Here is a 14,820-nt window from a genome sequence, read left to right on the forward strand (position 1 = left end):
CCTGAGCGACCACCTTTAATCGGATGGCAATTACACAGAATTATTTACAGGGTCGTATTAAGGGATATTGAGCTCACCGTCTAGCGACTCGATCCGTCTGTAGTTTTCTACCGCCTCGCAAAGATCTTTATTTGATAAATAAACGGGGCTATCTTTTTCGAACGGGTGTCCCTTATATGCACAACGATGGACGACATAATTTTCCCACGCGGCTTGATCTGCTTTGAAAAGCTTAACTGCATCTTCCTCATCTTCCATAGTTATAAGTTTGGATAGAAAGTTTATTGCTTCTTTATTTTTTTGTTCTAATTTCTCTCTAGAATCAGCAAGCATTCGGTCAGTGCAAATATACACTTCATGATAGCTCTCGCCTTTCATTATATCTTTACATAACGTTTTTTCCATTAACTCCAGCTTACTCAAATAAATTTCACTAAATGCAGGAGATATACCGTTCACAGCAAATAGTATCAACATACATAAATAGATATTTTTCATTTTTTCATCCTTAAATAACCCGCTCGATTTCTTCCAGCCTCAAACTTTAACAAATAAGCATCACTCTCTATTTTCTTTATTAAGAGGTCGATGTCATTCTTTGCGGCGATAGGGATAGTCGTCTCCCCTCTTATCCCTTGATAGGCAAGATCCACCAGAATATCTCTTATAGCAGGATGAAGCTCATCCCAATTCACTCTACCCGGTACATCAGCGGAATAACTTGCGTATCGTTTTTTCGCTATTTCGATATACCCACCATAAACCATATTAAACAATGTCACCTGCTGTTGGTGCGTAATTGTTCCTATTTTCGTTTTGTATTCTTTGACAAAAAGGGCTGCCGCCGCGCCTTTTAGCCCAGCCCCCGTCGCTATTAAACTCGCTTTTTCACTACCAATACCAATTCTGAGCATATCCGAATAAATTTCGCCTTTGGTTCTCTTCCCCATATCATAGCCTCGACCCAATGTCACACCAGATTTATCATTTCCTGGCCAGTGAATGATTCGGCTAAAATCACGACTATTAGGCATATCATTCCCTTCGCCATCAAAGGTTATTTGTCCTTGAGGTACTCTTAGCATTGATTAAGTTCCTTTTCATTAATACGAATCATCAATGTGCGAAGTTAATTAGCATATCTTTAAGTTTGTGATGAACTAGTTAATAAAATCAGCCATAAATGACATAATTACCAATGGCTGTATGTTTTATTAACAAATAAAATTAAATACCACTATCATTCCAGATACTATAACCTGATGTTCCCGCAGTTTTGTGCTCCCATGATATGGAATTATATTTTAATAAAACTTTCTCATATGGCATTACATCATTGTCATTAATCGAATGTGGATAACTACAAGAAATATCAACAATGCGCGCATCTGTTAATTTAATGACATAAAACAACTCTAATTGCCCAGCGGTATTTATTCTATACAAAAAGAAATTTGCACTTAACTTTTCATTGGAAGAGGTAGAAACACCAAGCAACGGTGACGACTTATCGATAAGTTTAATTATTTCAACGGGATGGCAAGATAGATTATCATCATGACTCATTGAATGGTTTAAACTTAATACTTGAATTTGATCTTCATGACCCATTTGGCTTCTATTACCAATCGACTGTAATGTTGAACAGCCAGAAGAAATTAATCCTTGCTTATCACCCGTCAACTCTAAATAGATAATACTCGACATCTTTAGCTGCCTCTAAGAATAAATATGATCAATGCACTGATGGTGTATTAAGCCTGAGTGAAAGTTTTCGCCCATCTGACGTCTTCATTTCCACCAGAATACGTTGAGTCACCTGCACCAGAGAAAGGCATAGCTTCATCATCAATGCGAGTATTTCTTCAGGAGGTAGCGAACTATTAATAAGGCTACTTTTTAATTGTTCATTTAACTGAACGGCAAGTTTTCCTTTATTTCCCATACTAGGTTTCCATGTGTTATTACACTTTCACCAACCTAACCTAGAAAATAATAATAATCAATATGAAAAGAAATTAGAAAAATGAATAATTTATTTTAAATTAATAACACACTGCAATTAGATTTATCCAACAGCACTTTCAGGCACTACTGAAGAAACGTTAAACTCGCTTGAGAAAAACCGGTGAATTGCGTTGCCATAAAGAAATGCCATCCCTGTTGCTATCAGATGACATAAAGATAACGCCGCCAACGGCGAAACACCATCAGCGGCGTTAAGAGAAAACTCAGCGCTTAACCCGCCAAAAAGAAGCGGAACGCCGGGTTATTGGTTTCGTCGTGGCATTCATAGCCCAGCGCCTGTAAGTGCTGCTCGAATTCCCGATCGCCCGCCTCCAGCTCGAACGCGGCCAGCACGCGGCCAAAATCCGTACCGTGACTGCGGTAATGGAACAGCGAAATATTCCAGTGCGTCCCCAGCGTATGCAGGAATTTCAGTAACGCCCCCGGTGACTCAGGGAACTCGAAGCTATAAAGCCGTTCCTGGAGCGGTTTGGAAGGGCGTCCGCCGACCATATAGCGAACGTGCAGCTTCGCCATTTCATCATCGGACAAATCCACCACTTCATAACCGTCCGCAGATAGCTCCGCGATGATCTCCTGCCGCTCCGCATAGCCACGCGTCAAGCGCACACCGACAAAAATGCAGGCGTCTTTAGCATCCGCGTAGCGATAGTTAAACTCGGTAACGGAGCGGCCGCCCAGCAGTTGGCAAAACTTCAGGAAACTACCCTGTCTCTCGGGGATTGTCACAGCCAGCAAGGCTTCACGCTGTTCCCCCAGCTCGCAACGTTCGGAAACATAGCGTAACCCGTGGAAGTTAACGTTCGCACCGGACAAAATATGCGCCAGACGCTCACCCTGAATCTGATGCTGCTGGATGTACTTTTTCATTCCTGCCAATGCCAGCGCGCCGGACGGTTCAGCAATCGCGCGGACATCTTCGAACAGATCTTTCACTGCCGCACAGATGGCGTCGCTGTCGACGGTAATCACGTCATCCAGATATTCCCGGCACAGACGGAACGTTTCATCGCCGATGCACTTCACCGCGACACCTTCGGCAAATAGCCCGACACGCGGCAGATCGACCGGTTGCCCGGCATCCAGCGCCGCGCGCAGACAGGCGGAATCTTCCGCTTCCACACCGATCACCTGAATCTGTGGCATCAGCTGTTTGATCAATACCGCAACACCTGCCGCCAGACCACCACCACCGACGGGCACAAACACGCGATCCAGATGAGCATCTTGCTGTAGCAGTTCCAATGCCAGCGTGCCTTGTCCCGCAATTACCGCGGGGTGATCGAACGGTGGCAGAAACGTCATTCTCTGCTGCTGTGACAGTTCAATCGCCTTGGCCTTGGCTTCATCAAAGTTAGCGCCGTACAGCAGTACTTCGCCGCCAAAACCGCGCACCGCATCTACCTTGATGTCAGCCGTCGCCACCGGCATGACAATCAACGATTTAATGCCCAACTTGCTGGAAGAGAGCGCTACGCCTTGCGCGTGGTTACCGGCGGATGCCGTCACTACGCCATGCGACTTCTGCTCATCGCTCAACCCAGCCATCATCGCGTACGCGCCGCGCAGCTTGAAGCTGTGCACCGCGTGCCTGTCTTCGCGTTTTACCAGAATGACATTACCCAGCCGCGAAGAGATCTTATCCATCTTCTCCAGCGGTGTAACCTGAGTAACTTCATACACAGGCGAGCGCAAAATCGCTCGCAGGTACTCCGCGCCTCCCGGCGCGGCAGGAAGAGGTTGTGATACAGCCATCAGCATTAGCCTCCCAGCTTGCTTTTATCCCGTACCGCGCCTTTATCCGCACTGGTTGCCAGGCTGGCATACGCACGCAGCGCAAAAGAGACCTGACGTTCACGATTGTGTGGCGTCCAGGCCTGTTCGCCTCTCGCCTCTTCCGCTGCGCGGCGGCTCGCTAACGCATTGTCATCTAACACCAGCGCAATACTGCGGTTCGGGATATCAATCGCGATCGTGTCACCGTCTTGTACCAGTGCAATGGTGCCGCCGCTGGCCGCCTCAGGAGAGGCATGGCCGATAGATAAACCCGAGGTGCCGCCAGAGAAACGTCCGTCGGTGATCAGCGCACAGCTTTTACCCAGCCCCATCGATTTCAGGTACGTGGTCGGATACAGCATTTCCTGCATACCTGGCCCGCCTTTCGGCCCTTCGTAACGGATAACAACCACATCACCCGCCACCACTTTACCGCCCAGAATGGCGTCTACGGCATCATCCTGACTTTCATAAACTTTCGCCGGACCGCGGAATACAAGACTGCCTTCATCCACGCCAGCGGTTTTTACGATACAGCCATTCTCTGCCAAATTGCCGTACAGCACAGCCAGACCACCGTCCTGACTGTAGGCAAACTCGCGAGAGCGAATACAGCCTTCCTGACGATCGGTATCTAATGAATCCCAGCGGCAATTCTGCGAGAATGCCTGTGTCGTACGGATACCTGCCGGACCAGCGGCATACATGCTTTTCACGCTTTCATCCTGCGTCAGCATGACGTCGTAGGCTTCCAGCGTTTCTGGCAACGTTTTACCCAACACGTTACGCACTTCACGGTTTAGCAGACCGGCTCTGTCCAACTCGCCCAGAATCCCGATCACGCCACCAGCGCGGTGTACGTCTTCCATATGGTATTTCTGCGTACTCGGCGCCACCTTACACAGATGGGGAACCTGACGTGACAGCCGATCGATATCGGTCATGGTGAAGTCCACTTCACCTTCCTGCGCCGCAGCTAGCAGGTGCAGAACGGTATTGGTGGAGCCGCCCATCGCGATATCCAGAATCATGGCGTTTTCAAAGGCAGCTTTATTGGCGATGCTACGCGGCAATACGCTTGCATCATCCTGCTCGTAATAACGTTTCGCCAGACCCACAATACGTTCGCCAGCGTTAAGGAACAGTTGTTTACGGTCGGCGTGTGTCGCCAGCAGTGAACCGTTGCCCGGCTGAGACAGGCCCAGCGCTTCGGTCAGGCAGTTCATCGAGTTAGCCGTAAACATACCGGAACAGGAACCACAGGTCGGACAGGCGGAGCGCTCCACCTGCTCGCTCTGCTGATCGGAGACTTTCGGGTCTGCGCCTTGAATCATCGCATCCACCAGATCCAGCTTGATGATCTGATCGGACAATTTGGTTTTCCCCGCTTCCATCGGGCCACCGGAAACGAAAATCACCGGAATATTCAAACGCAGCGACGCCATCAACATCCCAGGGGTGATTTTGTCGCAGTTGGAGATACACACCATGGCATCTGCACAGTGTGCATTCACCATGTATTCTACCGAGTCAGCAATCAGTTCACGGGACGGCAGGGAATAGAGCATGCCGCCGTGTCCCATCGCGATACCATCATCTACCGCAATGGTGTTGAATTCTTTCGCAACACCACCAGAAGCTTCAATCTGCTCGGCAACCAGTTTACCCAAATCGCGCAAGTGCACATGGCCGGGCACGAATTGGGTGAAAGAGTTGACCACCGCGATAATCGGTTTACCAAAATCATTGTCGGTCATTCCCGTTGCGCGCCACAGGGCTCGGGCACCGGCCATATTACGGCCGTGCGTAGTGGTGGCTGAACGATACTTAGGCATGCTCTTATTACTCCAATAATTACGAATGTGGCGATGATGGAACACGTCACCGCCTGATTGTCTCTATACCCGTTATATTTCAAGCACCATGTGCGTTGCCAATGATGGACACATCGCTGAACTTCGCGTTGGCAGGCCGCGGTAAGTGGCATCCAAATCGGTTTAGCCGACCCGTTCTGCTGCTCGAACTATGTAGGGCATATCATTTAATTATTTACTGGATCCAACCAGCCCCATTTGTCTTCGGTTTCCCCGGTGAAGAGGCCAAAGAACGCCTGCTGCAAGGCTTTGGTGACTGGGCCGCGTTTGCCAATGCCGACCTGAATACCGTCTACACTACGCACAGGGGTAATTTCTGCCGCCGTGCCGGACATGAACACTTCGTCCGCCAGATACAGTGACTCGCGGGACAGCACTTGCTCACGCACTTCATACCCTGCCTCTTTCGCCAGCTTGATGATGGCATCACGCGTAATACCCGGCAGCGCCGAAGAGGTAAACGGTGGAGTGAAGATCACTCCGCCCTTCACTTCAAACAGGTTCTCACCTGCACCTTCAGATACATAGCCGTGAACATCCAGCGCAATCCCTTCCTGATAACCATGACGGCGAGCTTCGCTGCCCACTAGCAAAGAGGACAGATAGTTACCGCCCGCTTTAGCCGCCGTTGGAATGGTATTCGCTGCCGCACGATTCCAAGAGGACACCATGGCATCAATACCAGCTTCCAGCGCTTCTTCACCCAGATACGCGCCCCATGGGAACGCCGCGATGATCACATCGGTTTTGTAACCATCAGGCGGATTCACACCCATACCGACATCACCAACGAACACCAGCGGGCGAATATAGGCGCTAGTCAGATTATTTTTACGCAGCGTTTCACGGCAGGCTTCCATCAACGCATCCACGCTCTGCTCGACCGGCATACGATAAATTTTTGCCGAATCATGCAAGCGCTGCATGTGTTCACGGTGGCGAAAAACCACTGGACCCTTGTGTGAATTGTAGCAACGAACACCTTCAAAGACGGAGGTGCCATAGTGCAAGGCATGCGACATTACGTGTACTTTTGCTTCAGCCCATGGAACCATCTCGCCATTGAACCAAATGTAGTCCGCTTTTTTTGTCATTCTTTTTTTCCTTACTCTTTTTATGCGTTATGCGCTGATCTGCTGCGATGTTGTCGCTGGCTGAATGTCAACACAGGCGATGTCCAACAGCTTACTTAATTGTGTTGACAATAAATCCACCGAACGATGGCTGGCAACGGTCAGTTCAATATTAATGTGCTCGGCATTGGTGGTTTGTACCATATTCATGGCGCAAACTTTGAAACCGCGATGGCGGGTAACACGCAATACACGCTCCAGAACCTCGGGACGAAAGCGTGCCTGAATCGAAAGTTGATGGTGTGTCATTCTGTTGTCTCCGGCGCTTATTCTGTGTATGTCAGCCATTAATTGATTTTATCAAGCATCGTTTCGTTACCCGCACCCGGCGGAACCAGCGGCCAGACGTTTTCATATTCATCGATCGATACATGCAGTAAATAGGGTCCTTCGCTGTTAAACAACGCATCCAGCGCGGTATCAATTTGATCTTTACGGGTGATGCGCTGGCCGGGGATATCAAATGCGCTTGCCAGCGTCAGGAAATCAGGGTTATCGGAGAGGTCGGTTTCACTATAGCGTTCATCAAAAAATAACTGCTGCCACTGGCGTACCATGCCCAACCGTTGGTTATCCAGCAACACGATCTTCAGCGGCAGCCGTTTTCGTTTGATAGTGCCCAATTCCTGAACGTTCATCATGAAAGAACCGTCACCCGAAATACAGATAACCATGTCGTCTGGGCGCGCCACCTGTGCGCCTACCGCCGCGGGTACGCCGAAGCCCATCGTGCCAAGGCCGCTGGACGTGATGAAATTCTCAGGTCGAGTGAACGTCATGTGCTGTGCAGCCCACATTTGGTGCTGACCCACATCGGTCGTCACCACGGTATCGGCATCCATTCGTTCGGAGATGGCCTTTAGCAACGCGGGGGCATAAATCGCCTGGCCAGGATGGTCATAACGCCACGGATATTCCGCCTTCATCATCGTTGCCTGCTGGCGCCAGGCGCTGACATTCAGCGGTTGTTGCAACGCAGGTAATATCGTATTCAAATCGCCTTGCAGTGCTACATTGGCATGACGCAATTTACTCAGTTCCGCCGGATCGATATCCATGTGAATCACGCTGGCGTGAGGGGCGAAGGCATTCAACTTGCCCGTCACGCGGTCATCAAAACGTGCCCCGACGGCGATTAACAGATCGCATTCCTGCACAATCAGGTTCGCCGCCTTCGTGCCGTGCATACCAATCATACCGAGGTAATAGGGATGATTGGCATCCACGGCACCCAAGCCTTTCAGCGTCGAAACGGAAGGGATATCCGTCACACTCAGAAATTCACGCAGTGCAGGAACCGCATTCGCCATACCGACTCCGCCGCCAACGTACAGCACCGGTTTTTGGGCTTTCGCCAACAGAGCGTGCGCCTGTGCAATATCCTGTTCGGGGAAATCGACATCATTAGCCACTGGCGCAAAATTCGGGGTGAAGTCGCCCATAGCAAGCTGTATATCTTTAGGAATATCAACCAAAACAGGGCCAGGACGACCGCTATTGGCGATGGCGAACGCTTCTGCCATCACGTCCGGCAATGATTCGAGCGATTCAATCAGAAAACTGTGTTTCGTACAGGCCAGCGACAGCCCCAGCACGTCGATTTCCTGGAAAGCATCGGTGCCAATCAGTGCCGATCCGACCTGTCCGGTGATCGCCACCACAGGTACAGAATCCAGTAGCGCATCGGCCAAACCGGTGATCAGATTTGTTGCTCCAGGGCCAGAAGTCGCAATGCAGACCCCCACGTTCCCCGTAGAGCGAGCATAACCTATCGCCGCCATCACCGCGCCTTGCTCATGGCGACACAGCAGGTGTTTAACGCCGCCGTCGTAAAGTGCATCATAGACGGGCATTATCGCGCCACCTGGATACCCAAATACGGTGTCCACTCCCTGCGCTCGCAACGCTTGTACCACCCACTGCGCTCCATTCATAGTTATTTCCCCGACATCTTATGGGAATAACAGAATTTCATGCTAATGTTCATTTCCTGTTCCTTTCCGTTATAGATTACGCCCAACAAAAAACCCCCGACCTTTCGGTGCGGGGGTTTTCTTGAATTAGGCCTTGATTTTTAAGCCATTCTTCGTCCAAGTGCAGCCCCGCACGGTGGGATAATAATCACCACCACGCTAATCACGACTAGGCTAATCACTAGGGATAGGGCTTTCATAATAGGTTGTTCATTAATCTTCTGTCGAACGAATGCCTACAGAGTTATCACAGTCAGACAGGGCGTGACAACAACTTTTTTTCATCACTACCCGTAAGAATTCCCTATGATACAGGAAAAAACACAACGTAATCATAAGGTAGAAGTGCAGAAAATTATTTTCACTCTCTGGCTAAAAAATGATCACCGCGCGGTAAACCGTACAAATTGAAGCGGGCAGGCCAACCGTCAAGGAATGTGAGGGGGTCGCTCACCCTAAACCATTGCGGCGTATGTCGCACAAATTTTATCCATGGTTGAAACAGAGAATTATGTTCTGACGCTGCCACGCAGACTAGTGACAACGACCTCTACTTCTGCGCCTTTGCAAGACATGATGCAAATCCTTATCAGAGGGGAAATAGCATGTCATTGGCAGTTACCTATACTCGGGCAATGATTGGCGTACAAGCGCCGGACGTTTACATCGAAGTTCATATCAGCAGCGGGCTACCCGCCCTAACACTGGTGGGCTTACCAGAAACCACCGTTAAGGAAGCGCGCGATCGCGTGCGCAGTGCCCTCATCAATTGCGGATTTACCTTTCCAGCAAAGCGCATCACGGTCAATCTCGCCCCCGCAGACCTGCCAAAGGAAGGCGGACGCTACGATCTCCCTATTGCTCTGGCGATTCTGGCCGCATCAGAACAAATTGAGGGTGAAAAGCTAAGCCGCTATGAGTTTCTCGGTGAACTCGGCCTGTCTGGCACGTTAAGAGGCGTTAATGGTGCAATTCCAGCCGCACTGGAAGCCATAAAATCAGGCCGCCAGCTTATCCTGCCTGATGACAATAAACGGGAGATGACGCTGATACCACAGGGGGAAGCACTCATGGCCGGACACCTGTTGCAGGTATGTGCTTTCCTCCGTGGAGAAGAGGAACTACTCAGTTGCTCTGACATCATACCAACGTGGCAGGCAGAAGAAGATGCACTCGACCTAAAGGATATCATCGGTCAGGAGCAGGCTAAACGCGCGTTGGAAATCGCCGCAGCAGGCGGTCACAACCTGCTCTTGCTAGGGCCACCGGGTACAGGGAAAACCATGCTGGCGAGTCGATTAGGCAATCTCATGCCACCACTAAGCGATGAAGAAGCACTGGAAAGCGCCGCCATCAATAGCTTAATCAACATCGATGCCACCATGACGCACTGGCGAGCGAGGCCATTCCGAGCACCTCACCATAGTTCCTCCATGGCGGCACTCGTCGGAGGCGGTTCGCTCCCCAAACCTGGAGAAATCTCGCTCGCCCACAACGGCGTGCTGTTTCTGGATGAATTACCGGAGTTTGAGCGACGCGTTCTGGACTCGCTGCGGGAGCCTCTGGAATCTGGCGAAATTATCATTTCCCGCACCCGCGCCAAAGTGTGCTACCCGGCACGTGTACAACTCGTCGCGGCCATGAACCCCAGCCCGTCAGGCCACTATCAGGGCATTCATAACCGATTACCAGCACAACAAATACTGCGCTACCTCAGCAAACTTTCCGGTCCCTTTTTGGATCGCTTTGACCTTTCTATCGAAGTTCCTTTACTACCACCAGGGGTTTTATCTCAGCAACATTATCAGGGGGAAAGCAGCGCGACGATTCGCGAGCGCGTACTGATCGCACGGCAGATACAGCTAAAGCGGGCAAATAAAATCAACGCACTACTCACCTCACGTGAAATAGAAAAACACTGTGCGTTAGAGGCACCTGATGCGGCTTATCTGGAAGAGGTGATGAACAAGCTTGGCTTATCCGTACGCGCCTGGCACCGAATATTGAAAGTCGCACGCACAATCGCTGACCTCGGCGATCGGGACAACATCGAGAGAAAACATCTTGCCGAAGCGCTGAGCTATCGCTGTATGGACCGATTGCTCATCAAGCTCCACAAAAGTCTTGAATAGTGGAAGCGTTAGATATATTCACCACAAAAGAAAATGGGGCTAACGCCCCATTCTTAATTAATCATCGCTTTCCGTGTATTCTTCCACCGCATCCATCTGCGGTTTACCACCAGACAACGTATGGAAGCGTTTAGGACGACGGATACGATCCAGATATTTGGACCAGATTTTTTCCAGTTCCGTTTCCGCTTTACGCTCGCCGCGACACATTGCGACAAACGATGTCTCTTCCTCAGTCACTGGTTCACGTTTGCCCAAATCCAGCTCGTTAAATGCGTAACCGTGGCGTTCCAACAGTTGTGCTTCTTTAATCGTAAAGTCACCATGTCGGGAAAAACCACGCGGATAGAACTTGTTATCAAAAAAACGATGAGTGGTAGAGAAGCTTTCTGCCATCTTACACGCTCCTAATTCTTCTATGGTCGTGTTGTTTATGGCGCGGAGTATTAGATAGGCTTGACATTGTGTAAAACAAAACATTTAAATCATTACGACAAAATTTTTTTGGAGACGGGCGTGGATACCGAATTACTAAAAACCTTTCTGGAAGTCAGCAGGACAAGACACTTTGGCCGTGCCGCCGAATCCCTCTATCTGACGCAATCAGCAGTGAGTTTTCGGATTCGCCAGTTAGAGACGCAGCTTGGCGCTAACCTGTTCACGCGCCATCGGAACAACATACGCCTGACCCCAGCAGGAGAACGTCTTCTGCCCTATGCAGAAAGCCTTATCGGTACCTGGCAGATCGCCAAAAAAGAGGTCGCACGCTCACAACAGCACAGCCTGCTTTCGGTGGGAGCAACCGCGTCATTATGGGAAGCCTATCTGACCCCCTGGCTACAATCGCTGTACCAACAACGCCCATTGCTCCAGCTAGAAGCACGCATTGCCTTACGCCATTCACTGGTAAAACAACTCCATGAGCGTCAACTGGATCTCTTGATAACAACCGAGCCTCCCAAAATGGAAGAGTTGGCGAGTCAGCTACTGGGGAATTTCTCCCTTTCGCTGTTTGCAGCAGCAACACATCCCCCAGGACAGGAGCTACCCTATATAAAATTGGAGTGGGGCGCAGACTTTCATCAGCAGGAAACTCGCCTGTTAGCCAGCGATCAGCTTCCCGTTTTGACAACAACATCGGCCCATTTAACCCGACAACTGCTTGAAACAACTGGCGGTTGCGCATTTTTACCCAGTCACTGGCTACAAACCTATTCTACTCTGCGGGCCGTTGGCGACAATCAACCCGTCGTGCGTCCGTTTTATGCCGTTTGGTTACAGAATAGCGATCAACAGACGATGATTCGTCAGTTGCTGAAAACCCCTATTTTGCTTAATTCATGACCCATCATTCTCATGAATCACGAAACACGTCTGGCTAACCAGAAGTGCTTAATGCTTTCTGTAACCCAATGAAAGCAAACAGCAGGAAACCAATGACGATTTTTGTCCACCATGAGCTCAAGGTGCCGTCAAACGTGATATACGTTTGAATCAACCCTTGAATCATGACGCCAAACAGCGCTCCCATCACCAGAGCAATGGTAAACGCAAGAAAGGGTCGATGCCGTACGTGCCGATCAATTTGGCCAATAACACACCGGTAAACGCAATGACTGAACCCACAGAGAGGTCGATTCCACCTGAGAGAATGACAAACGTCATCCCAACCGCAACGATCCCCAGAAAGGCATTATCCGTCAGTAAATCAAAGAAAACTCGTGTCGAAGCAAAGCCGGGAAACTAGCGGAGGCAGAATAAATAGCCAGCAATAAATATCAGGATCGTCATCAGCAGGGGGAAGTGGTGTTTCAACATTATGTTTTCCTCCTGAAGAGGTGATGCAGAGAAATGCGCGGTGATTGCATAACCAAAACGAGCAGAACGACGAGAGCCTTCAGGACCAGATTAAATTCCGGCCGATAGCCTGAAAGCAGGATGCCGGTATTCATACTCTGGATAATCAATGCGCCAACGACAGAGAGCAGCACGTTAAAACGGCCGCCGAGCAGAGAGCCGCCACTAATCACGACGGCCAGAATCGCGTCTAATTCCAACCAGAGACCAGCGTTATTCGCATCCGCACCACGGATATCCGCCGTTACAATAACGCCCGCTACGGAGGCACACACGCCGCAATGACATAAGCCGCGATTAATACCAGCGTCGTACTCACGCCAGCATTGCGAGCCGATCGCAGATTAATACCGACAGATTCGATAAATAGCCCACGCGCCTTTTTACACGTCAGAATCCACAGAGCCAACAACACCACGCAGGCAATAACCACCGGCATAGGCAGATAGAACAGGGTTCCGTTACCCAACTTAGCGAACCCAGCGTCACCCGCAACGTCACGATGTTCACCTCGCTTCAATAATGTTTCATCAAAACTGTGCCCCAACATCATTTGGACTAACTCGATACGCAGTAATTCCTTGACCGGCAATGTCCCCACCAATCGTCCATTACGCAAAATGGTAATTCTGTCGCTAATGCAATAAACCTGATCCAGAAAATGCGTGACGAATATCATGCCAATTGCGCGATCGCGCAATTTCCGCAATATATCCAGCAGCATCTCAACTTCTTTTGCATCGAGGCTTGCGGTAGGTTCATCAAGAATTAAAACTTTAGCAAAGAGATCGATAGCTCTGGCAATGGCGACAATTTGCTCCACTGCGATGGAGTAATTGCCAAGCGGATGGCTAAACATCAATCGTCAACCCATAATTCAATAAGATCGCTTCTGCCTGGTGCAGGATTTTATGTTGATCAATGATGCCCCAACGCGTGGGCTCCCGGCCAATGAATAAATTTGCCGCAACGGACAGATTTGGTAATAAATTGACCTCTTGATATACGGTTCCGATACCCAATGACTGAGCATGCGCAGTATTAACAGAATTAATCGCCATGCCATCGAGGATAATATCACCCGAAGAACGGTGATAAACGCCAGTCAATGCCTTGATTAACGTCGATTTTCCTGCGCCATTCTCCCCTAATAGCGCGACTATTTCGCCGCGATTGAACGTGAAGTCCACCTGATGTAATGCTTTTACCCCCGGAAACTCAACGCTCTGCCCCGAATATCTAACAACCGTGTCGTTTCCATCAACATCACCTATGCGACAACGAAACAAGGCTACGCCACACCTGAGCAATATTATGGAAAAGTAGGCTGGCAATATTCACTGCCCCGTAGTTTAACAGTGCAGAAAACATAGCAAACCCACTTTTCCATATTCATATGTCTGCCAGGTATTTGGCAAAATTTATATCAACGATGAATCCATAATATAAATATCAATAACCGAGATCTTTCTTGGTTTCATATTCCTGTTTTGCCGTATCAGGCAGTAATAAACGTGATTCTGTTTGAATGAACTTTTCAGGCTGTTTGCCATCCTTCTTCATCGCTAATAAGGCATCAAAAGCAGGCCCAGCCATATTAGGCGTTAATTCAACGGTAGCATTAGCTTCGCCATTCATCATTGCTTTGAAAATATCAGGGACACCATCAATGGAGACAACTTTTATCTGTGAACCAGGTTTCAAACCTGCTTCTTTAATTGCCTGAATAGCACCTATGGCCATATCATGATTATGTGCATAAACCACACAGATATTTTTCCGTTCTGTTCAGCTTTAATAAAGCTCTCCATAACCTCTTTACCCTTACTACGGGTGAAGTCTCCTGATTGTGAGCGAATATAAATGACAGACAAAAAAAACCCTTCACGTTATCGTGAAGGGTTTTATCTGGCAGGGGCGGAGAGACTCGAACTCCCAACACCCGGTTTTGGAGACCGGTGCTCTACCAATTGAACTACGCCCCTAAATAGGGTGGCGGAACGGACGGGGCTCGAACCCGCGACCCCCTGCGTGACAGGCAGGTATT

Annotated in this window: 13 protein-coding genes, 1 tRNA gene and 4 pseudogenes; 2 read left to right on the forward strand and 16 right to left on the reverse strand. The window is 49.5% G+C overall.

All coding sequences use genetic code 11. The features are described from left to right. Window positions 1–57: 57 nt before the first annotated feature. The 10 genes from ACKQAD_RS19795 to ilvL form a co-directional block, all read right to left on the reverse strand. Window positions 58–498: a hypothetical protein gene (locus ACKQAD_RS19795; protein WP_409161690.1), complete on the reverse strand. Its 441-nt coding sequence runs from the start codon at window positions 496–498 to the stop codon at window positions 58–60. Continuing rightward, entirely contained in the window at window positions 495–1,085 is a 591-nt protein-coding gene (locus ACKQAD_RS19800; RefSeq protein WP_409161691.1) for a DUF8812 domain-containing protein, read from the reverse strand. Before ACKQAD_RS19800 ends, ACKQAD_RS19795 begins: the two co-directional genes overlap by 4 nt. Before the next feature lie 142 nt (window positions 1,086–1,227). Beyond that, entirely contained in the window at window positions 1,228–1,707 is a 480-nt protein-coding gene (locus tag ACKQAD_RS19805; protein WP_409161692.1) for an Hcp family type VI secretion system effector, read from the reverse strand. Window positions 1,708–1,735: 28 nt separating this feature from the next. Further along, window positions 1,736–1,945 carry a hypothetical protein gene (locus ACKQAD_RS19810; protein WP_409161693.1) on the reverse strand — a complete coding sequence of 70 codons (210 nt, stop codon included), beginning with the start codon at window positions 1,943–1,945 and terminating at the stop codon, window positions 1,736–1,738. A gap of 293 nt (window positions 1,946–2,238) precedes the next feature. After that, on the reverse strand, window positions 2,239–3,783 hold the full coding sequence (gene ilvA / locus ACKQAD_RS19815; protein WP_409161694.1) for a threonine ammonia-lyase, biosynthetic: 1,545 nt from the start codon (window positions 3,781–3,783) through the stop codon (window positions 2,239–2,241). A gap of 5 nt (window positions 3,784–3,788) precedes the next feature. Next, window positions 3,789–5,639: a dihydroxy-acid dehydratase gene (gene ilvD / locus ACKQAD_RS19820; RefSeq protein WP_409161695.1), complete on the reverse strand. Its 1,851-nt coding sequence runs from the start codon at window positions 5,637–5,639 to the stop codon at window positions 3,789–3,791. 206 nt (window positions 5,640–5,845) lie between these two features. Continuing rightward, window positions 5,846–6,772, reverse strand: coding sequence for a branched-chain amino acid transaminase (locus ACKQAD_RS19825; RefSeq protein ID WP_409161696.1), 927 nt, complete (start codon window positions 6,770–6,772; stop codon window positions 5,846–5,848). Between the two features lie 27 nt (window positions 6,773–6,799). After that, the gene (gene ilvM / locus ACKQAD_RS19830) at window positions 6,800–7,060 is read right to left on the reverse strand and encodes an acetolactate synthase 2 small subunit (RefSeq protein ID WP_409161697.1); all 261 of its coding nucleotides are present in this window, start codon (window positions 7,058–7,060) and stop codon (window positions 6,800–6,802) included. Window positions 7,061–7,098: 38 nt separating this feature from the next. Further along, window positions 7,099–8,745: an acetolactate synthase 2 catalytic subunit gene (ilvG, locus tag ACKQAD_RS19835; protein WP_409161698.1), complete on the reverse strand. Its 1,647-nt coding sequence runs from the start codon at window positions 8,743–8,745 to the stop codon at window positions 7,099–7,101. Between the two features lie 140 nt (window positions 8,746–8,885). Then, window positions 8,886–8,984 carry an ilv operon leader peptide gene (gene ilvL, locus ACKQAD_RS19840; protein ID WP_071531109.1) on the reverse strand — a complete coding sequence of 33 codons (99 nt, stop codon included), beginning with the start codon at window positions 8,982–8,984 and terminating at the stop codon, window positions 8,886–8,888. A gap of 405 nt (window positions 8,985–9,389) precedes the next feature. Between ilvL and ACKQAD_RS19845 the strand changes: the two genes are divergently transcribed. Beyond that, on the forward strand, window positions 9,390–10,916 hold the full coding sequence (locus ACKQAD_RS19845; protein WP_409161699.1) for a YifB family Mg chelatase-like AAA ATPase: 1,527 nt from the start codon (window positions 9,390–9,392) through the stop codon (window positions 10,914–10,916). A 57-nt stretch (window positions 10,917–10,973) separates the two neighbouring features. Here ACKQAD_RS19845 and ACKQAD_RS19850 read toward each other — a convergent pair whose 3' ends face one another. Continuing rightward, window positions 10,974–11,312 carry a MaoP family protein gene (locus tag ACKQAD_RS19850; RefSeq protein ID WP_102119500.1) on the reverse strand — a complete coding sequence of 113 codons (339 nt, stop codon included), beginning with the start codon at window positions 11,310–11,312 and terminating at the stop codon, window positions 10,974–10,976. Between the two features lie 120 nt (window positions 11,313–11,432). Between ACKQAD_RS19850 and hdfR the strand changes: the two genes are divergently transcribed. Continuing rightward, the gene (gene hdfR, locus ACKQAD_RS19855) at window positions 11,433–12,260 is read left to right on the forward strand and encodes an HTH-type transcriptional regulator HdfR (protein WP_409161700.1); all 828 of its coding nucleotides are present in this window, start codon (window positions 11,433–11,435) and stop codon (window positions 12,258–12,260) included. A gap of 142 nt (window positions 12,261–12,402) precedes the next feature. Here hdfR and ACKQAD_RS19860 read toward each other — a convergent pair. The 5 genes and pseudogenes from ACKQAD_RS19860 to ACKQAD_RS19880 all read right to left on the reverse strand — a co-directional run. Then, a pseudogene (locus ACKQAD_RS19860) lies at window positions 12,403–12,734 on the reverse strand (ABC transporter permease family protein); the annotation flags it as partial. Beyond that, window positions 12,734–13,254 (reverse strand): annotated as a pseudogene (locus ACKQAD_RS19865) (ABC transporter permease); the annotation flags it as partial. The pseudogenes ACKQAD_RS19865 and ACKQAD_RS19860, both read right to left, overlap by 1 nt. Before the next feature lie 21 nt (window positions 13,255–13,275). Continuing rightward, window positions 13,276–14,047 (reverse strand): annotated as a pseudogene (locus tag ACKQAD_RS19870) (ATP-binding cassette domain-containing protein); the annotation flags it as partial. A gap of 178 nt (window positions 14,048–14,225) precedes the next feature. Beyond that, window positions 14,226–14,632 (reverse strand): annotated as a pseudogene (locus tag ACKQAD_RS19875) (substrate-binding domain-containing protein); the annotation flags it as partial. A gap of 50 nt (window positions 14,633–14,682) precedes the next feature. Next, window positions 14,683–14,758 (reverse strand) — tRNA-Trp (locus ACKQAD_RS19880). Window positions 14,759–14,820: the final 62 nt, after the last annotated feature.

The sequence above is a fragment of the Pectobacterium artocarpous genome (assembly GCF_046159765.1).
Taxonomy (GTDB): Bacteria; Pseudomonadota; Gammaproteobacteria; order Enterobacterales; family Enterobacteriaceae; genus Pectobacterium.